Origin of the sequence: Vibrio marinisediminis, assembly GCF_014050145.1 — a bacterium.
Lineage (GTDB): Bacteria > Pseudomonadota > Gammaproteobacteria > Enterobacterales > Vibrionaceae > Vibrio > Vibrio marinisediminis.
Map to the genome: position 1 here is coordinate 88,682 of NZ_JACFYF010000006.1, position 24,931 is coordinate 113,612.

At 43.6% G+C, this 24,931-nt stretch carries 26 protein-coding genes; 11 read left to right on the forward strand and 15 right to left on the reverse strand.

Features of this window, described 5'->3' with window-relative positions; translation table 11 throughout:
* The first annotated feature begins 28 nt into the window (after window positions 1–28).
* The 3 genes from H2O73_RS11490 to H2O73_RS11500 all read left to right on the forward strand — a co-directional run bounded on the left by H2O73_RS11490 (window position 29) and on the right by H2O73_RS11500 (window position 1,901).
* On the forward strand, window positions 29–598 hold the full coding sequence (locus tag H2O73_RS11490) for a DUF1415 domain-containing protein (RefSeq protein WP_182108989.1): 570 nt from the start codon (window positions 29–31) through the stop codon (window positions 596–598).
* A 159-nt stretch (window positions 599–757) separates the two neighbouring features.
* Entirely contained in the window at window positions 758–1,333 is a 576-nt protein-coding gene (locus tag H2O73_RS11495; protein ID WP_182108990.1) for a nucleoside triphosphate pyrophosphohydrolase family protein, read from the forward strand.
* Between the two features lie 61 nt (window positions 1,334–1,394).
* Entirely contained in the window at window positions 1,395–1,901 is a 507-nt protein-coding gene (locus H2O73_RS11500; RefSeq protein WP_182108991.1) for a GNAT family N-acetyltransferase, read from the forward strand.
* 34 nt (window positions 1,902–1,935) lie between these two features.
* On the opposite strand, the gene btuD is transcribed toward H2O73_RS11500, so the two are convergent.
* The 9 genes from btuD to H2O73_RS11545 form a co-directional block, all read right to left on the reverse strand.
* Window positions 1,936–2,691 (reverse strand): vitamin B12 ABC transporter ATP-binding protein BtuD, encoded by a 756-nt coding sequence (btuD, locus tag H2O73_RS11505; RefSeq protein WP_182108992.1) that lies wholly within the window; start codon window positions 2,689–2,691, stop codon window positions 1,936–1,938.
* The gene (btuC, locus tag H2O73_RS11510) at window positions 2,678–3,673 is read right to left on the reverse strand and encodes a vitamin B12 ABC transporter permease BtuC (RefSeq protein WP_182108993.1); all 996 of its coding nucleotides are present in this window, start codon (window positions 3,671–3,673) and stop codon (window positions 2,678–2,680) included. The genes btuD and btuC overlap by 14 nt, the downstream gene beginning before the upstream one ends.
* Window positions 3,674–3,774: 101 nt before the next feature.
* Window positions 3,775–4,803, reverse strand: a complete 1,029-nt coding sequence (locus tag H2O73_RS11515) for a succinylglutamate desuccinylase (protein WP_182108994.1) — start codon at window positions 4,801–4,803, stop codon at window positions 3,775–3,777.
* Window positions 4,804–5,057: 254 nt separating this feature from the next.
* Window positions 5,058–6,842, reverse strand: a complete 1,785-nt coding sequence (locus tag H2O73_RS11520; protein ID WP_182108995.1) for a M3 family oligoendopeptidase — start codon at window positions 6,840–6,842, stop codon at window positions 5,058–5,060.
* 8 nt (window positions 6,843–6,850) lie between these two features.
* On the reverse strand, window positions 6,851–7,480 hold the full coding sequence (locus H2O73_RS11525; protein ID WP_182108996.1) for a histidine phosphatase family protein: 630 nt from the start codon (window positions 7,478–7,480) through the stop codon (window positions 6,851–6,853).
* 5 nt (window positions 7,481–7,485) lie between these two features.
* Window positions 7,486–8,013: a bifunctional adenosylcobinamide kinase/adenosylcobinamide-phosphate guanylyltransferase gene (gene cobU, locus H2O73_RS11530; protein WP_182108997.1), complete on the reverse strand. Its 528-nt coding sequence runs from the start codon at window positions 8,011–8,013 to the stop codon at window positions 7,486–7,488.
* Window positions 8,010–8,789 carry an adenosylcobinamide-GDP ribazoletransferase gene (locus H2O73_RS11535; RefSeq protein ID WP_182108998.1) on the reverse strand — a complete coding sequence of 260 codons (780 nt, stop codon included), beginning with the start codon at window positions 8,787–8,789 and terminating at the stop codon, window positions 8,010–8,012. The genes cobU and H2O73_RS11535 overlap by 4 nt, the downstream gene beginning before the upstream one ends.
* Complete coding sequence (cobT, locus tag H2O73_RS11540) at window positions 8,789–9,817, reverse strand: nicotinate-nucleotide--dimethylbenzimidazole phosphoribosyltransferase (protein WP_182108999.1); 1,029 nt, start codon at window positions 9,815–9,817, stop codon at window positions 8,789–8,791. The genes H2O73_RS11535 and cobT overlap by 1 nt, the downstream gene beginning before the upstream one ends.
* Before the next feature lie 8 nt (window positions 9,818–9,825).
* Entirely contained in the window at window positions 9,826–10,437 is a 612-nt protein-coding gene (locus H2O73_RS11545; protein WP_182109000.1) for a flavin reductase family protein, read from the reverse strand.
* 328 nt (window positions 10,438–10,765) lie between these two features.
* Between H2O73_RS11545 and H2O73_RS11550 the strand changes: the two genes are divergently transcribed.
* The 3 genes from H2O73_RS11550 to H2O73_RS11560 all read left to right on the forward strand — a co-directional run bounded on the left by H2O73_RS11550 (window position 10,766) and on the right by H2O73_RS11560 (window position 13,700).
* A complete protein-coding gene (locus tag H2O73_RS11550; protein WP_182109001.1) occupies window positions 10,766–11,449 on the forward strand; it encodes an NAD(P)H-binding protein in 684 nt (227 codons plus the stop codon).
* Between the two features lie 444 nt (window positions 11,450–11,893).
* A complete protein-coding gene (cspE, locus tag H2O73_RS11555; protein WP_182109002.1) occupies window positions 11,894–12,106 on the forward strand; it encodes a transcription antiterminator/RNA stability regulator CspE in 213 nt (70 codons plus the stop codon).
* Window positions 12,107–12,542: 436 nt separating this feature from the next.
* The gene (locus H2O73_RS11560; RefSeq protein ID WP_182109003.1) at window positions 12,543–13,700 is read left to right on the forward strand and encodes an HD domain-containing phosphohydrolase; all 1,158 of its coding nucleotides are present in this window, start codon (window positions 12,543–12,545) and stop codon (window positions 13,698–13,700) included.
* Between the two features lie 90 nt (window positions 13,701–13,790).
* On the opposite strand, the gene H2O73_RS11565 is transcribed toward H2O73_RS11560, so the two are convergent.
* Window positions 13,791–14,009: a DUF6500 family protein gene (locus tag H2O73_RS11565; protein ID WP_182109004.1), complete on the reverse strand. Its 219-nt coding sequence runs from the start codon at window positions 14,007–14,009 to the stop codon at window positions 13,791–13,793.
* A 283-nt stretch (window positions 14,010–14,292) separates the two neighbouring features.
* On the opposite strand from H2O73_RS11565, the gene sbcB reads away from it, so the two are divergent.
* The 4 genes from sbcB (at window position 14,293) to cdd (ending at window position 17,902) form a co-directional block, all read left to right on the forward strand.
* A complete protein-coding gene (gene sbcB, locus H2O73_RS11570; protein WP_182109005.1) occupies window positions 14,293–15,717 on the forward strand; it encodes an exodeoxyribonuclease I in 1,425 nt (474 codons plus the stop codon).
* A 55-nt stretch (window positions 15,718–15,772) separates the two neighbouring features.
* The gene (locus H2O73_RS11575; RefSeq protein WP_182109006.1) at window positions 15,773–16,138 is read left to right on the forward strand and encodes a CidA/LrgA family protein; all 366 of its coding nucleotides are present in this window, start codon (window positions 15,773–15,775) and stop codon (window positions 16,136–16,138) included.
* Window positions 16,138–16,815: a CidB/LrgB family autolysis modulator gene (locus H2O73_RS11580; RefSeq protein WP_182109007.1), complete on the forward strand. Its 678-nt coding sequence runs from the start codon at window positions 16,138–16,140 to the stop codon at window positions 16,813–16,815. The genes H2O73_RS11575 and H2O73_RS11580 overlap by 1 nt, the downstream gene beginning before the upstream one ends.
* 199 nt (window positions 16,816–17,014) lie before the next feature.
* Entirely contained in the window at window positions 17,015–17,902 is an 888-nt protein-coding gene (gene cdd / locus H2O73_RS11585) for a cytidine deaminase (protein ID WP_182109008.1), read from the forward strand.
* Between the two features lie 79 nt (window positions 17,903–17,981).
* Here cdd and H2O73_RS11590 read toward each other — a convergent pair whose 3' ends face one another.
* From H2O73_RS11590 to H2O73_RS11605, 4 genes are all read right to left on the reverse strand, one after another.
* Entirely contained in the window at window positions 17,982–19,193 is a 1,212-nt protein-coding gene (locus H2O73_RS11590) for a cyclic di-GMP phosphodiesterase (RefSeq protein WP_182109009.1), read from the reverse strand.
* 257 nt (window positions 19,194–19,450) lie between these two features.
* A complete protein-coding gene (locus tag H2O73_RS11595) occupies window positions 19,451–19,924 on the reverse strand; it encodes a response regulator (RefSeq protein WP_182109010.1) in 474 nt (157 codons plus the stop codon).
* 1 nt (window position 19,925) lies between these two features.
* Entirely contained in the window at window positions 19,926–21,248 is a 1,323-nt protein-coding gene (locus H2O73_RS11600; RefSeq protein ID WP_182109011.1) for an ATP-binding protein, read from the reverse strand.
* Between the two features lie 3 nt (window positions 21,249–21,251).
* Window positions 21,252–22,670 (reverse strand): SLC13 family permease, encoded by a 1,419-nt coding sequence (locus H2O73_RS11605; RefSeq protein WP_182109012.1) that lies wholly within the window; start codon window positions 22,668–22,670, stop codon window positions 21,252–21,254.
* A gap of 241 nt (window positions 22,671–22,911) precedes the next feature.
* Here H2O73_RS11605 and purT point away from each other — a divergent pair, with 241 nt between their 5' ends.
* The gene (gene purT, locus H2O73_RS11610; RefSeq protein ID WP_182109013.1) at window positions 22,912–24,087 is read left to right on the forward strand and encodes a formate-dependent phosphoribosylglycinamide formyltransferase; all 1,176 of its coding nucleotides are present in this window, start codon (window positions 22,912–22,914) and stop codon (window positions 24,085–24,087) included.
* A gap of 145 nt (window positions 24,088–24,232) precedes the next feature.
* Here the strand turns inward: purT and H2O73_RS11615 are convergent, their stop codons facing one another.
* Window positions 24,233–24,880, reverse strand: a complete 648-nt coding sequence (locus tag H2O73_RS11615; protein ID WP_182109014.1) for a thiopurine S-methyltransferase — start codon at window positions 24,878–24,880, stop codon at window positions 24,233–24,235.
* Window positions 24,881–24,931: the final 51 nt, after the last annotated feature.

The following is a 24,931-nucleotide window of genomic DNA, read 5'->3' on the forward strand; positions in this document are numbered from 1 at the left end:
AAAATTATCGTACATTTCAGGATGCTATATGAATTGTCCACGCTCAACAGATCAATCTACAGATGTTCATGCTCAAGTTAACCAATGGCTGAATGATGTCGTCATCGGCTTGAACTTGTGTCCTTTTGCAGCTAAACCACAGCGCAACAAGCAGATCGAGATTTATGTCAGCCAAGCGAGTGATGACGAATCACTATTGGAAGATATTTTTAACCAGCTTTTACACTTAGAACATACGCCTGTCGAAGAGCTGGAAACCACATTAGTTGCCGCACCTAACATGCTGAGTGACTTTTGGGACTACAACTTATTCATTGACTGGGTTGAAGGCGTCATCGCACAACAAGGTTGGAACGGAACATTCCAAGTTGCTACTTTCCACCCTGACTACTGCTTTGCTGATAGCGAACCAGAAGATGCAACCAACCTGACAAACCGAGCTCCATTTCCTATCTTCCATTTGATCAGAGAAGAGAGTTTAGAGCGAGTGCTTAAGCATTACCCAGATCCTGAATCGATTCCTGAAACGAATATGGCTCGGGTTGCCGCTCTAACCAATGATGAACGTAAAAAGCTATTTCCATACTTATTTAGCTAAATTGATGGGAAATCGCACAACAAGTAACACCTTGTATTCGACTAGGCTTAAAGATGTGTGATTTCTTACTCGAACGTTTGACTATTTTACGGCTACGCATAGCGAGCAAAGCGCGGCTTTGTTAGTATTGCGCGATATTAAATTTAGCGGATAAATCGCATGTACCTATCAAAACTTACTCAAGAAATTTTCGATCACCTTTACCGTGATATTAACGAATTCCGTAGCACTTTTGACCTACCTGTCGCTTCACCAACAAGCCTAGATGAAAAAGCAGATACGCTGCACACTTCACTAGCGATTGAAGAATTGACAGAGCTAGCTGAAGCGGACAACAAAACTGAGCAAGCTGATGCGATTGTTGATAGCGTTTACGTATTAATGGGTCGTCTTGTTCACCTTGGGCACGACAAATTGGAAGATAATTTAGCGATCAGCTACCTGATCGATCTACTTCTTAACGTAGCCGTGAACCGTGGTATTGAATTTATCCCATGCTGGGATGAAGTTCACTCAAGCAACATGAGCAAAGTATGTCGCAGTGAAAAAGAATACGCAGATACTGAAGCCTTCTACGCAGAGCAAGGCATCAAACTTATGGCCGTTCAAAAAGGCGATTATATCATTGCTAAATGTGCTGAAGATTTCGTTTCAGAAGCGAAAACCATTCGCCAAGGTAAAGTGCTTAAATCTGTTTATTACCGCCCAGCAGACCTAGCGCCGCTAACTCGCTAAGACTTCTAAACAAAGCCGCCCTCGGGCGGCTTTGTTCTATTAGATGACATGGAAAACTAGCATGAAGTTGATCCCGCTAACACTACAACATGCGCCAGATTTACTCGAGTTTGAACTGTATAACCGTACTTGGTTTGAACAGCATATTGAGCCCCGCCCCGACGACTTCTATTCATTAATTGGTGTTCAAACTCATAGCGCTGAATTACTCATGGATAAAACACTAGGCAAAGGCGTACCTGCCCTACTAATTAACCAACAAGGTGACATTATAGGGCGAGTAAATCTAGCCAATATCGCTAAAGGGAAAGCATTTTTAGGCTATCGACTCGCCGAAAAATACGTAGGTAGAGGAATAGCAAAACAAGCTGTAGGGATGATGCTTGAGCTTGCTAAACAAAAAAGTATTCAAAAAGTGGTCGCACTGACTTCGGTGGAAAACATAGCCTCGCAAAAAGTGCTAAAAAGCCATGGCTTCGTAGAAAAAAGCAAGCTTAGAAACTTTACTTGTGTGCAAGGAGTAAATAAAGACTGCTTAGAGTTTCGGCTTGATTTAGATTCGAACTAACAGATTGAGTTGAATACAATCTAATACCATCAGGTTAATCAAATAGCAGAATTTGCTTATCACCAACGTTAACTCGTTGCACTTGTGTATTAAAAACAGTAGTCAACAACTCTGGTGACAACACTTCCTCTGTAGTTCCAAACGCCTGCATGACGCCTTTGTTAAGTAGAATCGCGCGATCAGCGTGTTTTAGAGTTCGATTAAGATCATGGTTAGACATTAAGACCGTCAACCCCATTGCCGCTACCTTCTCGATCAATTGATAAAGTAGCGCCTCTTGACCAATATCTAGTGGTGCCGCTGGCTCATCTAAAATAAGTAACTTCGCGTATGGGTTTAATGTCGGCCACACCTGCAGACAAATCGCGCACAGACGTACCCGCTGCCATTCCCCGCCCGACAATTGATGGACACTACGGTGAAGTTTGTCTTTGATTTGCAGTGTTTCTGCCAATTCAACCACGACTTGCTCGACGTCTTGCGCGCTGTTATTAGAGTTAGCAGGAATAGAAAGTGACAAATAATGCGCCACTTCAAGATTAAATGCTGGGCGATCTGATTGAATTAAAAACGCACGGTAATCGGCCAACTGGGCAATTGAAATATCATTCCAATGGACACCATCTAGCTCAATACCCCCATGACAATCAAGCAATCCTGCCACAGCGGAAAGTAGCGTGCTCTTGCCGCTTCCGTTTGGACCTATCACATGAATCACTTCTCCAGGCTTGGCATCAAATGAAAGCGGTAGCAATCGCGCCCCAACGCTGAGTGATTTAACGTGCATCATGATTTTTCACCAGCATCCAAACGAAAATTGGGGCACCAATGGTGGTGGTAACTACCCCAAGCGGCAGCTCAGCAGAATCGAGGGCTGTGCGCGCGACAATATCAGCAAATGCCAATAATGATGCACCAGCCAGCGCCGAAATCGGGATCAAATATCGGTTTTCGGTCCCTAACGCCAAGCGTAATAAATGCGGTACAACCAGACCAACAAAACTAATCACGCCGCCCAGAGCAACAGCTCCTCCAACGAGAATCGATACCGCAAGAATCAATTTCCAACGAACGCTTTCAATATCAACACCAAGCTGTTTCGCGTGTGTTTCGCCCATCATCAATTTATCCAGTAATGAGCCTTGGCAACACAGCCAGATCATCACAGGTAAGGTAAACAATGTCAGAACATGTTGATACCAACTCGCCCCACCGATACTGCCCATAAGCCAATACATTAAAATGCGTAAGCTCATATCATCGCTAAAATAGAATGCCCAAGTCACTACCGAGCTCGCGAGAATGCCCAGTGCGACACCGATAAGCAGAAGCCGCGTAGTGGTTAAGCGCAGCACTCTGGTCAACGTCACCAATAGCAGAGTAAATAGCATTGCGCCGATCACGGCGGCAATCATGTAACCAACAGGTGTCGCCAATGCTGGTAGGAAAAATAGCAGCATCACCATCATCACGCTCGCACCACCGGAGATCCCTAATACCCCAGGTTCGGCCAATACGTTACCTAAAAGAACTTGTAATACCGCACCAGAGACCGCTAACGAGGCACCAATCGCCAAGGCAGCGAAAAGTCGTGGTAGTCGAAGTTGAGTGATCAGTTGTTGCTCTAACGCTGAAAGGCTGCCAAATGGATTAATAAACAGCTCACCCACCATAAGATAAATACCGCTGATCATGATCAATGCGGCAACCATCCATCCTATCGTTCGTTGCCAACGCAGATGTTTGCGGGCAATCAGTTGAGTAAATTCCATAAAGCGATGACTGTCTTATAAATTAAAGCGTTAGATAAAAATAATGGCTCAACGATACCGCCAAGCCATTTGAATAGAAAGAAAAAACACCTTACTTAGGATCAATCGTATACGATTTGTCCATCTTCATAGCGCACTTGAACAGGGCAAATCATTAATGCCGCACGCTGTCCAATTTCTACGTTACGATTAGGGAAAACTATCGCCTCACCTTCATTTTTTGCCATCAAGGGTTTGTCACCATCATGCCCGAAAACTTCACCATGTTTAAAGGAGGTAAAGTTTTCAATGCTGTCATCAAACAAGAAATCGAAGTCTTGATGAATGCGAACTATTGTACGGCTGACACGATACATCAGTGGCTTACGTGGCAAGTGCTCTGCTTCGCTGATTGAAATCAAATCACGAACGGCGAGATCAAACGCAACGAGCTTATCTAGGTCGTTTTCACCAAATTTAGCCACACGACCAAGTTCAATAGTCAGTGCTTGTGCTGAAAACGCTTCAGCGGTATACCAGCTAAATGTACTTGAAGGCGCGTTCGAGAACAGAATCGCTTCCATATGAGCACTATGGATAAAGTCCATCAATGCCTTGCTTCGTACTGGATGTCGTGATTTAGGGCTAACGGCAAATGTGTAAAACCTTGAATCACGAATTGCACTGTGTAGGTCAAAGTGCCAACGTTGAGACTCTGCGGTATTCGCGAAGAAATCACCTACGCGCTGCTTTAGCATCAGTGCAATATCAAGCTCTTTGCTTGGCTCATGCACTTTATTGTCGAACAAGCGATTAAGGTTAGCTTCAATATACCGTTGATGTGCATTCGTCGCTTCAGGGTGTGCAACAATTAACAACAACCGCTCTCTAACTGGTTGAAAGCCGGTCACAATATCAGCGAGAATTTTATCGACGAGTTCCATTGGTGCTGTTTCGTCACCATGGATACCACACGAAATTACAATATGTTTGCTTTCATCTGTCAGTTTAGCGGGAATCACCTCTAACACACCGCGTTGATGCAGTTTTAATCGGGTACCCAAAGCTACCGTCACTTCCCCCTCATGCATTTCTTGGCTGAGGTCTAAGCTGTCCAAAAGAAAAGATTGGCGAAATAATTTCTTCGTCATGCGTTACTCCTTTATTGCACAGCGGTATGTTAATGAAATGTTCAGACAATTTTTGTTGTTGCGATCGCACTTACGAATAGTTCTTACGTGCTTCATCTAAAAATCAAACATTGTCACACTACGTAAACTATTGGTATACGTAGGAAAGAAAGCGAAAGCTGCACAAATCTCCCCGAGCTAGTCTCGGATACGAGATATTATCACAAGATTAATCGAATGTTTTTTGATCTAGAACGAAATGAGTCACTACTTTGCTACTCTTGCGAGAGCAAAGCCTCAAATTGAGTAAGTTTTTCATTCAGCATATCAATGCTTTGTTGCCAAAAATCCACTTGAGTTAAGTCCATGCCCAGATGTCTTTCAACCACATCTTCCGCCATCATAGAACCGGTATCGCGCAGTAATTCAACGTAATCAGCGTAAAATTGTTCGCCTTTACTTTCTCTTTGCGCATACACACCTTTGCTAAATAGATAACCAAATAGGTATGGGTAGTTGTAAAAACTCACCTCTGAAATAGAGAAATGCAATTTGCTCGCCCAGAAGTAAGGATCAGCTTCACTCATTGAGTCACCGTACCACTCTTTCCAAGTATCGCTCATTAGCTGACACAGTTGTTCCGCACTCAGTTCACCCTCTTGGCGCTGCTCATAAAAGCGTTTTTCAAACTCATAACGCACTGGAATATTAATCATCAAGGCGTAAGCCGATGAGAGCTCTTCCCACAGCATTTCAATTTGCTCTTCACGGCTTTCTGCTTTAGAGAGTAAATAGTCACGCACGATATTTTCAGCAAAAATAGAGGCGGTTTCAGCTAAAGTCATTGGATAACGGGTCTGACACAATGGCATATCACGCATCACCCAGTTATGGAAAGCGTGACCTAACTCGTGAGCTAGAGTCATTAAGTCTGAGCGGCTTCCGCCCCATGTCATAAACACCAATGGCGAGCGTGTCGCTGCAAACTTTGTACAATAGGCGCCAAGTCGACGATTTGGTGTCGGCTCGGCATCTATCCAGCCATTCTCAACCATCAAGGTAACAAAATCTGCCATCTCTTGATCAACGCCAGCAAACGCCGCTTTGATCACCTCGATGGCATCATCAAAGTGATAATACTGCGGTTCGTCATCGGTTAAGCTCGGCATACCGGCAATATGATTCCATGGTGTCATTTCAGTCAAACCATGAACTTTTGCCATCAAACGCCCCGCTTTCTGCCCAATATCACGATGCTGTTTCGTCGTCTCCATCATGGCATCCAATGTGGCGGGTAAAATGCGGCTTTGATGCAAACTAGGATCGAGGAAATGAACGTCTTTTTGATACGAACGTTTTTGATATTCAGTCTGACGCCAGCCAGACAAGGCATTTAATATCGCCGCAAAGCTTTCTTGGTGGATAGACATCGCTTTCTGAATACCACGCCACGCCGACTCTTGTTTAGCGAAATCGGTACCATAAAGCAAACTAGCCGCTTGGGAGAAGCCAATGGTTTCGCCACTGTCTAACTCAATTTGCAACGCACCTGTAATGTTGTCATACATGCGTCCCCAGGCATCGCGTCCATCTACTTGCATTGCCGATAGCAATTGCTCTTCAGCGACGCTGAGTTTGGTATTGGCAATTTTTCTATCACACGCAATTTGAAATGCTTGGCCATAAACATCACCACTTTCGTGATCGAGAACGTCTTGAATAAACTCCAGAGACTCATTCGCTAACGTCTCTTGATAAGGCGTATAAGATTGGGATAGCTCCGAGCTTAATTTGGCTAATTTGCCGATTAATGCTTTCGCTTGGCTACTGGTTGCATCGATTGAACCATAGCATTGCGCAAACGTATTTATTGTTGCCAACAACTTGCCAGCGGCTTCTTTCGTTTGAATCGCATTTTGCATTACGCTGATTATTTCACGGCGCTCAACATGTTGATGCAAAACCTGGATACATTGCTTTATAAGCTCGATATCCAAACCAATTTTTTCATCATCAAGCGATTGATAAGCGATTGATAGATCCCAACGTGGTGCAGTCATTGCTTTTCCTATAGCCGTGTAGACGACAGTTGTAACGGTGTACCGATGAAACACACTTGCGGATAGGTGTTTTCTAAGTAGGTAATTTTAATATGAGTAAGCGATTGATTGGCTATTTGTAACACCGAAAACAGTGCTGGATTTGCCCATTCTAATCCTAATATAGACGCTAATATCATGCGAATAGTACCGCCATGGCATATTAATAGCGTGTCACCTTGAGCTTTATCGACCAGCGCTTGCCAACTCAATGAAACACGTTGGTGAAAGCACTGTAGAGATTCAGCTTGAGGTAATGAATGTTGTGCTGGCTGCTGCCAAAATTGCTCAAGCACAGACCACTGCTCGGTTAGCTGCGCAAAGGGCACCCCATCATACAAACCAAAGTTCATTTCTTTAAACCCATCGCACTCGCTAAGTGCCAAGGATTGATTCGTTTGTTGTACTTGCACAGCAAGGTCAGCGCACCGTTTCAGCGGTGAAGTGACAATGTATTCAACGGGAAGGTTTAGATCTAGCAAAGCTCGGCAAATGGCATGCTGATTGTCTTTGCTAACTGAAACATCCGTATGCCCGTATAGAGCAGGCTCGCCATCCACTTTTCCGTGGCGAAGTAGGTAAAAGTTCAATGTACGCATCGCAGTTAGCCTTTCAATTTCATTGGCAAACCAGCAGCGATGAAGGTGACTTGATCGGCTACTTTAGCAATGGCTTGGTTCATCCAGCCCGCATGATCAACAAACAAACGCGTGACATCTCCCATAGGGATGACACCAAGACCCACTTCATTGGATACCAAAATCACCTTAGCGGAACACGCCTTTAACGCCACGACGAGCTTATCAACATGAGCATTGATCGCTTCTTCAATTGCCGTTTGCCCACCTTCAAAAATCACATTGCTCATCCAGAGGGTTAAGCAATCAATGAGGACCACATCTTGCGAGCTAAACTGCTGAAGCAATGGAGCAATATGCAATGAACATTCATGCAGTTGCCAACTTTCATCTCTGCGAGCTTGATGATGGGCGATACGATGCTTCATCTCATCATCCGTTACGGTGGCCGTCGCGACGTAATGACGTTGCATATGTTTATCTGCAAGCACTAATGATTCGGCAAAACTTGATTTACCAGAACGTGCTCCACCAAGCACTAAATGAATACTCATAACGCCGTTGTCACCCAAGCCAAAATAATTAGATAGCTAAGTAGCTCAAACAATTGCTGCGCGGCGCCTAAGCAATCACCAGTAAAACCACCAATACGCTTCATTAACCATGTTTTAAATAGCCAACGAAAAAGCACAGCTGAAACCAGTAGTAAAGACGCCACACCAACTGGCAATAGTAAGCTCGCCAAAACACCCGTCGCGATCAGTACCGTCAGATCAGCCTTACTTTGGCGATTTGCCAATGGCTTACTTTTGCTGCTGTCTAAATCACTCACGTAAGGCATATCGTAAATCAGTGTTGCTGCCACCACACGGCTCAAGGTGTAGGTGACGACCAAAACGATAAGCATGTCTGTCACCATGGCGAGCTCAGTAAGTAATACATATTTGCTTAATAGCGCCATGATTAACGTTGCCGCGCCATAAGTACCAATGCGGCTATCTTTCATAATAGTCAGTCGGCGCTCTAACGTCATACCACCACCAATACCATCTGCCATGTCTGTTAGACCATCTTCGTGGAAGGCACCAGTCAGTAGAAGGCTAAAAACCATAGTGAGTACGACAGCTACCGAAGTAGGAAAAAGCATCGCGAACAAAAAGAAAGAGCCTGCAACGGCAAGCCCTAATATCACACCAACCAAGCCGAAATACCGTCCGGCTTGGTTCATGCGCTCTTCACTGTAGGGGGTGTGGCTCGGGATTGGCAAGCGTGAGAAGAACCCCAACGCGAGCCAAAATAACTCAAGTTGATGGTGCGCAGCTTTACGCATTACATATCTACTCCTGCATCTTCAAAGCTTGCCATATTGTTATAAAATTCTGCTGCGGCTTGAATCATTGGTACAGCCAAAACACCACCAGTTCCCTCGCCTAATCGCAGAGAAAGATCAAACAATGGTGTGGCGGCTAATTCTTGTAAAATGAACTTATGACCAGACTCATGGGATTGGTGAGCAAAAATCATATACTCACGGCAACTTGGGTTCATTTTTGCCGCAACATACGCCGCCGCGCTCGCGATGAAGCCATCAACGATCACTGGGGTGTTGTATTTTTCAGCAGCAAGGAAAGCCCCTACCATTTGCGTAATTTCAAAGCCGCCGACTTGGCGCAAAATTTCTTGCGCGTTCTGTCCACGACAACGATTAATGCCTAATTGGACAAGCTGCCTCTTTTTACGCAGTTGTTGTGCATTAATACCTGTACCCAGACCAACACACTTCTCAACACTGCGGCGAGACAATGCTGCTAATATCGCGGCTGCACTGCTGGTATTGCCGATTCCCATCTCACCAAAAATCAGCAAATTTGATCCCGAATCAATGGTCTGTTTGACAATTTTTTCACCAAACTCAAGACCTTGTTCAACTTGCTCTTTGCTCATCGCTGGTTTTTGAGCGAAGTTTTCCGTAGATGCCCCTAATCTTTGCACGATTAGCTGTTTAGAATCAGAGTCAATCGGCTGCAAAATCCCTGCATCTATGACTTTGAAGTCTACGTTGCTCACACGGCAGAAACAGTTAATTGCCGCACCGCCCGCTAGGAAGTTCTGCACCATTTGTTGCGTCACCTCTTGCGGGGCAATACTAACGCCTTCACTCGCGATACCATGATCACCAGCAAAGACCAACACGGTTGGTTTATTAATTTCAATTTTAGTGACAGCGTCACCTGATTTTTGACTCTGGATCAACCCCAACTTGTGAGCAACATGCTCCAGTTTTCCTAGTGAGCCCTGTGGTTTGGTTTTACGATTAATGCGATGCCAGATCGCTTCTGAATGAATTTTATCTAACATGCTACTACTTACTTCGGTCGTGCTACGGAAAAGGTCTTCTCTAATACTGCGTATTCAGAGCCACCAAGGCGACAAAGAGGATTAACTGCCATTGCGTCAATTTGTAATCGGTCTTCGCGATCGTTAATTATATCTGGGTCGATATACACTTGTTCTATTTCGGCAAAAACAAGGCGTTGAGGCGTATCACCAATTTCTTTTACTTCAAACAGTTTGCAGCCGAATGCAATCTTACACGCTGCTAACCTTGGTAATTCAAACCCTTCCATTTCAACTAACTCAAGACTTGCTGCTTCCACTTCGGATGTACCATGAGGTAACGTCGCTGAAGTCAGTGTCACTTGCTCAGCTAAATCAACACTGGCTATATGAATAACCATTTTACCCGTTTCTAGTACGTTGCGAACGGTATCTTTGAGCTCGCCACTGGGTTTATTTCCCACAGAAAACATTAATAAAGGAGGATGACTTGAAACCGCCGAAAAGTACGAAAACGGCGCAAGATTAAAACGACTACTTCCTGAATCCGTCAATACCCATGCAACGGGTCTCGGCACGATAGTTTGAGTAAGTAAATGATACACCTGCGAAGGAGCAAGTGTACTCATGGTGATATTCATAAACGTCCTTGTTCTAAACGATTGAATTACTATACCAATTGGTCATTGTAATTTGCCATGAGTGTAACCTTTGTTTTAGGTCGTTTTCTAGTGACGCATCGCAGTTCAGCCTTTCACCGCACAAATATTGCAGTTTTATGGCTATCTGTTAGTGCGAAAAAGCCGATTGTCGAGTGACATGCCACCTTAGCCTAGCTAGATCAAATGCAGCCAATTGCATGTTCGTATACGCCTTATATAGAGAGAACAGATAAATTTGAGTCGCTTCATAGATTTCTAACAAAAAATAATCGATTCTTAAGCTGAAGATATAAATGAGGCATATCGAGTGGCGACACAACAAATTGTCATAGTAGCCGGGGCTACAGGGCTTATTGGTACTGAATTGACCAAACTCATGTTAGAAGAGAGAGCAATTGATCATATTTATGCGCTCACTCGTTCAAAACTGCCTTTTACTCACCAAAAACTGCAAGAAATTACCGACTCTCAGCTAAGAATTGTTGAATGGGATGATGCGCAACCCTCTCCTGACAAGGGGTATATTTGCCTCGGTTCAACTCGAAAGCAAGCCGGTTCAAAACAAGCACTCGAAGCCGTTGATTACCACCTAGTTTGTGAAGTTGCCAAAACCATGAAGTTGCTGGGCGTAAAAAACTTATGTGTCGTGTCCAGTTTAGGCGCCAATCCCCGCTCTCCTTCCCACTACCTGCGCTGTAAAGGGAAAATGGAACTGGCGTTAGAAAAAATGAATTTTGAGAGTGTCACCTTTGTAAGACCGGGTCCTTTAGTTGGGTTACGTGACACCCCTAGAGCCGATGAAGCAGTCATACAAAGCCTGCTAAAAGTCGCGCGACCAATAATGCTTGGACCTTTAGCTCGCTTTGTTCCAATACCTGCCGAGCTTGTCGCAAGATCGATGCTCTACTACTCTTTCGATTCACATCCGCGTCCTGTACAAGTTTTTGATAGTGTTGATATGAGAGCGCTAATTAAAAAGTATCAGCATTAACAACAAAACATCAGCCGACAAACAAGAGTCACGAAAGCAAAAACCAAAGTAGGTTGGCGTAGAACCAGAGCGTTATGGATTCTTTTTTATGGAATTGAGCTCATTTGCGAAAGCGCGGTGAAGCAGTGACATCTTGCGAAGCTGCTGATTATTGGTTGTTTTTCGTCACATTTGGCAGAGGAAAGTATGCGTTTTGTACAAACGAAAGAAAAGTTAGATAATTTGGAAAATTTCTTTTGTCATTCGAGTAACTCCGTGTATAGTGTACGCGGCTCTTAAGAAACGAGCTATTAAAAAGATTTAGAAATTTAGAAAAAGTGTTCTCTCAGTCATCTTTCGATACCTGTCGTTTAGCTCCTGCGATTGCTTCTCTAGAAAATCAAAAAAATAGCTTTTGTTATCAGCTTTAATATTTAATTTAATTTACAACTATAGGTATCTATAATGTCTAACAAAATGACTGGTTCAGTAAAATGGTTCAACGAAACTAAAGGTTTTGGCTTCATTTCTCAAGACAACGGCGGCGCTGACGTATTCGTTCACTTCCGTTCAATCGTTTCTGAAGGCTTCAAAACTCTTACTGAAGGCCAAAAAGTTAGCTTTGAAGTAGAACAAGGCCAAAAAGGTCCTCAAGCTGCTAACGTAACAACTCTTTAATTGTTACCGTTAAAGACGCAATAAAATTTAATTTTAAAGCGTGATGAATGAAAGCGACCTTTGGGTCGCTTTTTTGTTGTCTCTAATCTTATTCTCATCACTACCCTATTCAGCTGCAATATCAGTTCAATGACATCCAGTCACTGCGCAGTTCCTCCCATATTCCTACGATGACTTATCATCTTTTCTCACATCAATTTACGATGTCAAATATTCAACTCGTCAAATATCAGGCGCAAACCATACCGAACTAACATTTTCAAACTCATCATTAGCAACAATATTGACCAATAAAATTAACATAGGTTAATGTATGATAGAGTAACCACACTAAGGCTAATGTTTTACAAATATTGAAACGTTAGCGTTTAGGAGTATTTGACACTGAACTCCCGTTTAGCTTTAAGCCAAAACAAACATCGCTTCGGAGCCATTGATGCTGGATTATTATAAATTGGACTTAATCGCGAGAAAAAATAAAAAATTTACCTCTTTAACCAGCGACATATTTGAATACGTAAGACAATTTTATCCATGTCTAGGACGGATATCTTTGGTTACTATTGATGGTGATTGCCTTTCAACCTATCACACCGAAGATATCGCACCCAGTGATCAATCCTTAGAATTTGAAGAGATAGTCATACGTCAAGGCTCAAGTATCGAACAAATCATTTCTCAATCTCAATATCGTATTATTAATAACATCAATCAGTTACCTGATAACCGTCATGTTCAAATGCTAAAAACGTCTGGTTACGTCAGCAGCCTTGCCTACCCTGTAGTTCACCATGACAAGGTTATCAGTATTATTTTCTTCAATTCAAAAACACCTCATTTATTTCAAAATAATGAGATTAAAAAAGACTTTTTTTATGTGGCGCAAATCATCGCCACATTGCAAATATTGGTATTTGAGCGTCAAAGCCATTTTGATAAATTACTAACCATTGCACTAAAAATTGGTCATGAAAGAGACCCAGAAACTGCTCAGCATTTAGTGAGGATTGGGCGATACAGTGAAGCGCTAGCGCGTTTACTCACTAAACATAAGCCCGAAATTACCACTGAATTTATCCATAGAATTAAATGCTATGCACCGTTTCACGACATTGGTAAATACAGAATTCCGGACGAAGTATTATTCAGCACTAATACATTTTCTTCAGCGGAAAGAGCGATTATGAATAAACACACCATCTATGGTGAAGAAATTATTGCCAATGTCGTTGATATGGCCGATCTAACCAATATTCCATCAGAAGAAGTTACTTTTTTGAAAAACATCATTCGACATCATCATGAGGCATTTGATGGAACAGGACATCCGGATGGGTTATCAAACGTGCATATCCCGTTAGAAGCCCGTATTGTTACCCTGGCAGATGTCTTTGACGCTCTACTAACCAAGCGACCTTATAAAGACCCTTGGACACTGGACCAAGTGATCGAATTCGTCAAAGCCAAGTCAGGCTACCTATTTGATCCGTTATGTGTACAGGTGCTATTGGAAAATTTAGACGAAATGATGACGATTCGGCAAACATTCGCTGATGAACCAAGTGAGGAACACCGCCTCTCGACTTGCGTTTAGACGATCCAATCCTAGCTCAACCCGGTAAAATAATACTCATCAAAAAAGCATCTTAATCTCGTCGATATTAGAGATGCTTTTAATTTTCATTCACATGCCTTCTTCAACCATTTGCCAAATCTTCTTTGCTTTTTCGAAATGGTCAAGTTGGTGTGTCTGTATCCACCAAGTCGCAGCTTCCATCAATAGCTCTGGTTCATCATTCTTGTTAGCAAAGAACGCATAAAATGATACGCCAACATTTTCGCCTTTTTGCTCAATCTTTTTACTGCATACGGCAATGATTTTTTCTCTCAAAACGGCTTGCATTGTGTTTCCCTTCTTAATTGTGCTGGGTAAATATTAAACAAATATGCTAATTTTACAGCAAGCATAAAATAACTGTATATTTATACAGTTAAAATAAATTAACGACAACACCCATACCATTAATAAGAGCTGTTTATTTGCCAAACATCCCGTCCCGTACTCCTAACTAAGCAATCCATTCTTCAAAGGCATGAAAAAACAGCTATCAGCGCCTCACTACGTTGCTTACAAACGAGCACGGTGTTCTAATAGCTAAATAGTTTTCATGTACTTGGATTATTCAATGCAACAAGAACACCAACCTACGTTTTTCTTCTTCGACTACGAAACGTGGGGCACCAGTCCAGCCAAAGATCGACCGAGCCAATTTGCTGGGGTACGTACGGACATGGATTTTAATATCATTGGTGATCCTCTTGTTATCTATTGTCAGCCACCTTCCGACTACTTACCATCTCCAGAAGCGGCACTGATTACGGGTATCACACCGCAGCTCGCCGCGAGTAAAGGCTTGCCAGAACCGGAATTTATCGCACAAATCCATCAGCAACTTGCCACACCTAATACCATTAACTTGGGTTACAACAGCATCCGCTTTGATGATGAAGTGACACGTTACACCTGTTACCGCAATTTCATTGACCCGTATGCTTGGAGCTGGCAAAACGGTAACTCTCGTTGGGATTTACTCGATCTTATGCGAGCTTGTTATGCTCTTCGCCCTGAAGGCATCGAATGGCCAGAAAATGAAGAGGGTCATATCAGTTTTAAGCTTGAGCATCTTTCTGTAGCTAACGGTATCGAACATACGAATGCGCACGATGCTATGGCAGATGTTATTGCCACCATTGAGATGGCAAAAAAAGTCAAAGCCGCTCAACCAAAACTGTTCGATTACTTCTTAAACATGCGCCACAAGCGCAAGCTCAATGATCTAATCGATATTGTTAATATGACACCGCTAATGCACGTTTCTGGCATGCTTGGTCGTGAATGCAGTTACACCAGTTGGATTGTGCCTGTGGCATGGCACCCAACAAACCAAAATGCCGTCATTGTTATTGATTTAGCGAAAGACCCTCAAGCTATCTTAGATCTGGATAGTGAACAATTGAGAGAACGCCTTTACACCAAACGCACTGACTTAGCACCAGATGAGTTGCCAGTACCGATCAAATTGGTTCATATAAATAAATGCCCTATTCTCGCGCCAGCCAAAACACTTACGGCAGAAAATGCTGACAACATTGGCATTGATCGTGAGCAGTGCTTGAAAAACTTACAGTTGCTTCGTCAGCACCCTGAGATCCGCGAAAAACTGATAGGGGTATTTGCCGTCGACCGTGAATTTGATAGTGTTCAAGATGTCGATGCCCAACTGTATGACAGCTTTTTCTCGCCAGCCGATCGCGCTGCAATGGACATTATTCGCCAAACACCACCTGAGCAACTTGGTGGACTAGATATTACCTTCAACGACAAACGTATCGACCCGTTACTGTTTAGGTACCGTGCACGTAATTTCCCGTGGACACTAACAGAACAAGAGCAACAACGCTGGATGAATCACAGCCGTGACTACTTCCAAAGTCGAATAGACGACTACATGCTAAATCTTGAAAACTTAGTTCACGAACATGAAAGTGATACAAAGAAAATCACTCTATTAAAATCGGTCTATCACTACGTCGAGAAGCTCGTCTCTTAACTTATCTCTTAAGTACAACGTTTCTCGGCGTTAAATTTGTTAACGGCGCAGTAATATGGCTCAAAATTTACTTAAATACGTGGTTTCAATGGGGCTGATCCTACTCTGCCTCTTGGCTGGCGTGAATATCCAAAATCTACTGGGTACCTCCATACCCGGTAGTATCATTGGCATGTTAATCCTATTTGGGTTAATGGCTGGTGGGCTTGTACCTGGAGAGTGGGTCAAACCTAGCGCAAATCTTTTTATCCGCTATATGATTCTTCTGTTCGTTCCTATCAGTGTTGGACTAATGGACCATTTCGATACTCTGATCAGTAATGCTCTACCGATACTTGCCGCAGCAGTCGGTAGCACGTTTATTGTACTCATTGCTTTGGGGTTGATGCTTGACCGATTGCTGAAGCGAGGACAGAAGTAATGTGGATGCTCGTATCAATTGTCGTATTTTTCTTTGCAAGATGGCTTAGCCGCAAGTGCAATACGCCACTTATGAACCCTTTGTTAATCAGCATCTCTATACTGATCCCTTTGCTGACTTATTTCAAAGTACCGTTTGATACTTATTATGCAGAGAACGAATGGCTCAGTTTTATGCTGCAACCCGCGGTAGTCGCATTGGCATACCCACTCTATGAGCAACTTCCTCAAATTCGCGCTAACTGGCGCATTGTTATGCTCGCTTGTGGTGTAGGAAGCCTAATGTCGATGCTAAGCAGTACTTTGATAGCGGTCGGATTACAAACTGACTTGTCTCTGATTGCCAGTTTACTGGGTAAATCCGTCACCACACCAATTGCCATGGAAGTCTCTCGAAACTTGGGAGGCGAACCCGCTATTGCAGCGATCCTAGTATTGCTGGTGGGTTTATTCGGTGCGATTCTCGCTTACCCAATCTATAACATGCTCAACATTACCCACCCGATTGCCAGAGGGCTAACTATGGGGACTGTCTCTCACGCTTTAGGAACTGCGACTTGTGCAGAAAAAAATGGTGAAGATGCTGCGTTTAGCTCACTCGCGTTGGTACTTTGCGGCGTGATCACTTCAATACTTGCCCCATCATTCTTTGCTATTGCGCTATGGTTAAGCGCATAGGTTAAAGTTTGAGCAACGCACGTCTCTGAGGTCATTCTTCTTGTGTGACCTCTCTCTAATTATGCAATAATGTAATCTATTACATTTCATACAGCGATCGTCGTCACAGTTTAATCTCTCGACCACCATAGAATGTAAATTCAAAGGTAAGCAGAGTTCACCCTCTATTTATCGCTATCGCATTACTAAAGGATTTCTTATGAGAAGCCGTATCGAGCTGGCATTGCAACAACTACCTTCAAAAATAGAACACTTCTTAACGCCAATAGTAATGGCTGACGACTTTGACGCCACATTGAGTGCTGAGCAATATAGCCACCTATTAGAAATCTCTGATATGGAAGACGCAAAACTACGCGTTGCCCTATTACCACTTGCGGCGGCCTATTCCTACGCGCCTATCTCAAATTTCTATGTGGGTGCAATCGTTCGTGGCTTATCAGGAAAATTATATTTTGGTGCCAATCTTGAGATCTCCGGTGCGCAACTAGGACAAACGGTCCATGCTGAGCAATCAGCAATTAGCCACGCGTGGATGAAAGGCGAGCAAGGGTTATCAGATATTACGATTAACTTCAGCCCATGCGGTCACTGTCGCCAATTCATGAACGAACTTACCACCGCCGATAAACTGATTGTTCAATTGCCTGAACGTGATGAAATGACGCTACAACAATACTTGCCTGAGTCATTTGGTCCTGCCGATCTGGGTGTCGAATCCGGTTTAATGGCGCCGACAGATCACGGTCAAGCTGTGCAAGACGAAGATCCGCTGGTCATCTCTGCGTTAACAGCACTGAATCGCAGCCATGCACCATATACTCGTAACTTAAGTGGTGTAGCCATCAAACTTAGCAATGGAAGCCTGTATCAAGGTGGTTACGCTGAAAACGCAGCCTTTAACCCTAGCCTACCGCCGCTGCAAGTCGCTTTATGCCAAATTTTGTTAGCAGGGCATACTTTCGACGCTATCGAGTCTGCCGCTCTGGTTGAAATGAGTAACGGCAGTATTAGCCACCTAGCTGATACGCAAGCAACGCTAGAAGTCATTAATCCTGATATACCGCTGACTTACTTAGCGGTATAGCGCGCGGTACAGCAATAGCTGTAACACTGCGGAAATGTAAAAAGGCGCCTAGGCGCCTTTTTATTTATAGGTAAATGATTTACAGATCAAAAAACGGCGAAGGATCAACTTCGAGGTTATGTGGCGCGATTGCCTTTTCAATTTTCACCGCGCTATGTTTTAAATCCACATAGCTCACTTCAACATAGCGCTTATATTTGCGTGAATAAAAGCACTTCACTTCAGGCTTTAGTGGTTCATCAATATTTGATGTCCAGACAATGCCCACTCGACCATCACTCAGTTCAACAACGGAACCCACCGGAAATACACCGATACAGTTGATAAACTTGTAAACCAAGTTTTTATCTAAATGGTTCGGCGTTAAGCTCAGTAATATTTTAAATGCTTCAGCAGAACTCATTCCACGTTTGTAGCAGCGGTCAGCAGTTAAGGCGTCGTATATATCGACAATGCTACTCATACGACCATGAATCGGTAATTGCTCAGCGGTTAACCCTGCAGGGTATCCCGAGCCGTCGAGTTTCTCATGGTGCATCAAACATACATCACGCGAAACGTCACTAAGTCCTTTGACATTGGTTATAATCTGTTTCGCATAGACCTGGTGAAGCTTCATATGCTCAAACTCTTCTGGCGTTAGCCGAGCTGGTTTGTGCAACACTTTATCGTCTACTTTGATTTTGCCAACATCATGTATGATGCCGCCAATCGCCATATGCTTTAGTGTTTCTTTAGGCAAACCTAAATGTTTGCCAAAGCTAACGAGTAAACAGGCAACATTCACTGAATGTTCTAGTAGGTATTTGTCTTTGTTACGCAACGCAGAGACACACTGCAATGCGTCGGAATCAATTGCGACGGTATCAATAACATCATCAGCCCACTCTTCAATTTCGCCGACATGAATCACTTTGCCTTCAAAAGTTTGGTTAATGAGCTTTTGTGCTAACCCTTTCGCCTCTCGGATGATCTTCGATGCACGTTTTTGCTGAGTAAAACGACTTTGCTTTTTTGGTTTAGCTTCAGTAACCGGTGCGACTTCTGGCTCGACAGCTTGCTCAGGCACATCAGAAACAGGGTTAAATACACATCCTTGCGTGGAGAGTTCTCGATCAACCCACGCAAATTTTACGCCGCTTTTTTTCAATTGATCAATTGCTTGATTGCTTGGAACACGGCCGGCATTAGTCAGATTGACACGTTTACTATGCTCAATGGCAGTAACAAACATGCCAATAGTAAGAGTATCTATAGAAATTTTTATTGATTTTTTGAGATCGTACTGCATCGTAATAGCAATCTTCGTGTCCGTTCAAAAGCTAACTGTGATTATATTACGCTTAATGTAACATTTCCTTACTCAATGTACCGATTGCTCTATTTTCATGCATATTTAAAGTATTATTTAAGTCACATTAATCATAATTTTCTTAAATTGCTCGCATTTCCATCAAATATATAAAACCCAAAATAACCTTAAATTAAATTGGGTTTTAATCGTAGATAAATTCACCAGCAACAAAGTCATTCAATGCAAAATGAATTCTACCTCAAGCGCTCCAATACTACCTGAGGGTCCAAAAAACCGTGATATGGCGTATAATCCAACCCTGCATCAAAAATGTATTCTGTCACTAAGCGAGTAATTGACTCTACTAATACCTCTGCCTGCCATGGTTTCTCAAAGTATTGATTAATACCAGCACTGTTTATCGCTTGAATGGTATCCGTATGAGTGGCTTGTCCTGTAAGAAGCACCTTTTTCGTCACGCTGAATCGGCGGTCTTGGCTCACTTCAGTCAAAAGCTCAACGCCCGTCTTTCCTGGCATAACGTGGTCTGATACTAATACAGCAATGCATTCACCTTCCGAATCCAGCTCATCCATCAGCGCGAGTACTTCGTCTGCAGATTCACAGTCTTCGATGTTCAACCACTCTGATAACGGTTCAAGATCGTGCAATACCGCGCTTAGAACCTCTCTCTGGTCGTCGACACAAATTACATTAAGCTTGTCCATGCTAGTCCTCGATAGGTAATTTAATTCTAAATATTGTCTTCGCTTGATCGCTTTTTACTGCAATGCTGCCACCGTAACCAGAAATAATCCGGCGAACGATGGATAAACCAAGCCCCAAACCAAAACTCAACCCACCTTTCTTGGTGGTAAAATTAGGGTCGAATATTCGTCTTCTGGTATGCGGTTCTATTTCTGGACCATTATTGGTAATAGTGACGAATATTCGGTTCTTATTTTGTCGAGTTCTTATTTCAATTTCCGGTGATTGCGTATCTGTCATCGCATCACACGCATTTTTAATAATATTGACCCAAACTTGCACCAACTCCGTTTGAGAACCACTAAACAGAGGTAACTCTGCCGGTCTCATTCTCAATGAAACTGAACGCAAGTCGCTATGAAGTAAAGAAACCGCACGATTAATGCTTTCATTGACATCTACTGCTTCCACAGTATCGAAATCCGCACGCCCGAGCTGCTTAACTGAACGAACAATCCCCACCGTATGGCTAGACGCAGAGCGTAAATCGTGAAGATCTCGCCCCATTTTCCAGAATCTGACCGCCTCTTGTGGGTTTTTAAGCCAATGATCAGAGATCTCTTCATTAGGCAGCGCGCGAGCCAAGTCCTTTGCAGTTGAACGATCTAAGCCATAGCGCTTTTCGAATTCTTTCGCCCTTGCTCTTACATCGCTTGAAGAGCTTTTTTGCCCATGTAATAAACCATGGTCAAAAAACTCACTCGCTTCCGGGTGTAACTCCTCTAACAAGGTGACAATAATACTTTCTAACCGCTCAGACTTACTGCTCACCACACCAATGGTATTGTTAAGTTCGTGCGCTATCCCTGCCGCCAACTGACCTAAAGTAGTCATTTGCTCAGCCAAATAGAGCTTACGTAACACTTTCTCTTTGGCCATTGCCTCTTGTGTTGCACGCCACTGACGGCGCGACAACTCATTAACGATGACAGGAATAAACTGAGCCGTAAGCGGACCAAATGTGGCTTCTTCAACCGCGGGAATATTTCGGTCAATCCATGCCAGTTGCGCATCCGTCTTCGCAATAACCTGAGAAGATGCGATCCCAATACCCGAGAAGAAACTGTGCACGCCAATGAATGCCCCTTGGCTTGCAGAGAAAACTTTGGTGATGTTCTCTCCTCTTTCAGAGGCATACCCTTCCAGTTCGCCATCCAGCACATAATAAAGTCGCTCATTGACGCCGTGTTGTTCTATCAACGTTGCTCCAGCCTCGACCAGCATTATCCGCTCGGGTTGGCTAAAGTAACGATTAATCAAACTCGTTAAATCTGCTTGATACATCGATTAACCAATATGTCCTACTGAGTGAAGTACCCATACAAGTACAAAGCTAAGTACCACGCCGACGATACCCAAAATTACCCCAACTCGAGCCATCTGACTGCTCTCAACATTGCCAGTGGCATGTGCCAACGCATTCGGTGGCGTACTGATTGGTAATGACATCCCCAATGAGGCGGCAAATGTGACCACAAGAATCAAGGTGACTTCCCCACCGAGAGGGGCAAGAGAAGTCATTGAAGAGCCCAACGCAGCCATAATTGGCATTAATAGGTTAGCGGTCGCGGTGTGGGACATGAAGTTTGCCATTAACAAACATAAGAATGCGGCACCAAATAACACCACATACGGGGAATATTCATCAAACGGAATACTGTGTACAACAAGACGGGCAAGCCCAGTTTTATCGAGCGCTAATCCCAGAGCAATACCACCGGAGACCAGCCACAACACATCCCAAGATATTTTCTTAAGATCTTCTTTGTTGATAATGCCTGTGAGTGAGAATACGGCAACAGGAATCAATGCCACAGTGTAAGAGTTCATGCCATGAGCAGAGCCCATTAACCAAAGCAAAATGGTTAAACCAAACGTGATGTAAACCATAATCGCTTTTGGCGTTTTAAGGAACTTACCTTTGATTGATAGATCGATGCTCTTTTGATCGGCGGTATACAAGGCATTGATAAGGAACCACGCCAATGCCATCATTACGATCACAAATGGCACACCAAACACCATCCATTCACCAAACGAGATAAAGTTTTCACCTACTAGGTATTTTAAGGCGATGGCGTTTGGCGGAGTACCAATCGGTGTGCCGATACCACCAATGTTAGCAGCAACCGGAATACACAATGCAAATGCTACTCGCCCCGGATCTTTCGGACCAAACACCGCAATAACGGGGGTTAAAATAGATAGCATCATTGCTGTTGTCGCGGTATTCGACATGAACATCGAAAACGTCGCGGTGATCAGCATCAAACCCAGCATGACATACTTAGGATCGTTACCAAATGGTTTGAGCAACACGCGTGCTAAGTTAACATCTAACCGATATTTCGTTGCCGCCATGGCGAGGAAAAATCCCCCAAGGAACAGCATAATAATCGGGCTGGCGAATGTCGCCATGATTTCGTTGTATTTTAGCAATTCGCCGAAATGAGCTTCACCTTGGTCTGCTCGAAGAAATATGATGCCTTTGTCCGATAGCATCAGCAGCTCAAGGACGATGATCACAACAGATGTCGCATAGATTGGGATCGGTTCAAACACCCAACATAAGGCAGCCAATAAGAAAATGGCGATCACCCTTTGCTGCAGTACCGTTATCCCTTCAAATGGAAACGCACTTAACGGCATTAAAAGAATCAACAGTGGGACAACCACCGGAATGATGTATTTCAAATAAGAACGCATTACGCCACTACTCTTCCTGAGATTTAAAATGTCTAGTTCTATCATCCCTCTGTTTTGCAAAACAAATTTGGTGTTAGATCAATGTATTTACATTCATAAATTCTGCGGTTAAAAAAGTGTGCTTCACGTCAGCTTTTGTTGCTTACAAGCAAGCAACCACCAGCACGCAAACGTTTGCTTTTTCTGTTTAATCCAGTATGATTCTGGGCAGTTTTCAATATCATTAGACGAAAGGTTTGCTATGTTTGGTACTGCAACTTGTGAAAATTCAACTCGCGTTCTTCTGCTTGGCTCCGGAGAGCTTGGCAAAGAAGTGGCTATTGAATGTCAACGCTTAGGCTTGGAAGTTATTGCTTGTGATCGTTATGAAAATGCACCAGCGATGCAGGTAGCGCACCGCAGCTATGTATTTGACATGCTTGATGGTGACGCACTCGCTAAGGTCATTGAACAAGAGCAACCACACTATGTCGTTCCTGAAATTGAAGCCATTGCCACCAGCAAATTGGTTGAGCTTGAAGCTAAAGGGCTCAATGTCGTACCCACAGCCAACGCGACAAAGCTAACAATGAATCGTGAAGGCATTCGCCGACTCGCTGCTGAAGACTTAGCATTAACCACCTCCCCTTACCGCTTTGCTGATAACTACCAAGATTTTGCTGCCGCAGTCGAAGCGATTGGCATCCCTTGTGTCTGCAAACCTGTGATGAGCTCTTCTGGTAAAGGGCAAAGTGTGATTAAAAGCGCTGATGATGTTGATAAAGCGTGGCATTACGCACAAGAAGGTGGCAGAAGTGGCGCTGGACGAGTCATCGTCGAAGGCTTTATCGATTTTGATTACGAAATCACCCAATTGACTGTCCGGGCGGTAGATGGCGTTCACTTCTGTGCACCAATTGGGCACCGCCAAGAAGATGGTGACTACCGCGAGTCATGGCAACCACAAGTCATGTCTGATGCTGCACTTAAAGCGGCGCAACATGCCGCAGAAAAAGTCGTCAATGCCCTAGGTGGCTATGGCATATTTGGCGTTGAGCTGTTTGTTAAAGGTGACACTGTCATTTTTAACGAAGTCTCTCCTCGCCCACACGATACAGGTTTAGTAACACTGCTCTCACAAGACATGTCAGAATTTGCGTTACATGTGCGCGCCTTCACTGGCATGCCCATCTCTAGCATTACTCAATACGGTTGTTGTGCATCTGCGGTTATTTTAGGACAAGGTACCTCAACCAATATTCGCTATGATGGCATTGCCAAAGCATTGAACGCCCCTCAAACGCAACTGCGTCTATTTGGCAAACCCGACATTGATGGACGTCGTAGACTTGGTGTGGTGATGACACAGCGTGACTCTATTGAGCAGGCAATTGAAGATGCCGTCAGTGCGGCGAACAAAGTAGAGGTTATCTACTAACAACGCTTGGCATCAAGTTCCGTAGCCCATAACGCAAAACGCTTGCAGCCACCATAGGTTTGCAAGCGTTATCACATCTAAACGGGTTTAAGTTGCTATCAGTTAAGTCGCTATCCGTTAGGTCACTTAACGTTAGCTCGCTTTATCAAGCCTCAATTAAATACACTTCTTCGGCAAAACGACTCAACCCTTTCTGAGCAATTTTAGGGTGATGTTCATCCGCTTGGTCACAATAAAGCTTAGTAATTTTAAACTCGGCAAAATGTCGTTGAACTTCTTGCTCATTGACCGAAAACGGAGGACCCACCATCTCTTGTTGCGGGTAATCCAATGTTACCAGCAAAATACGCGCCCCTGGGTTAAGTAACGATTTTAATCGTGCGACATACTCATCTCGCATCTCTGCAGGCAGCGCAATTAATGCCGCTCGATCGTAGACGATATCAACCGGTTTAATTGGAGCAGTAAAATAGTCACCGACGTAAATAGACAGCTCATCAAACTGAAACAGCTCATGTTGCCCACCAATTGGCATGACCATTGGTGTATAAAAGTGTTCAGCAAAGAACGAACGAACAGCAATATTACTTAGCTCAACACCTTGCACATCTTGGTGTTTAGTCGCTAACCAAACTAAATCTTCTGATTTACCACAAAGTGGAACAAACACTTTATCGTCATGCGTTGGCTGGGTCTTTTGCCAAAACTGAATCAATAGCGGATTGACATCTTCTAGATGAAAACCGATCACGTTTGATGCCCATTTGTTGTGCCAAAACTCTGGATCTTTCATTTTATTATTCTCTACTGACTTTATGAAAACCAAGACTATCGAAAAGCTCTA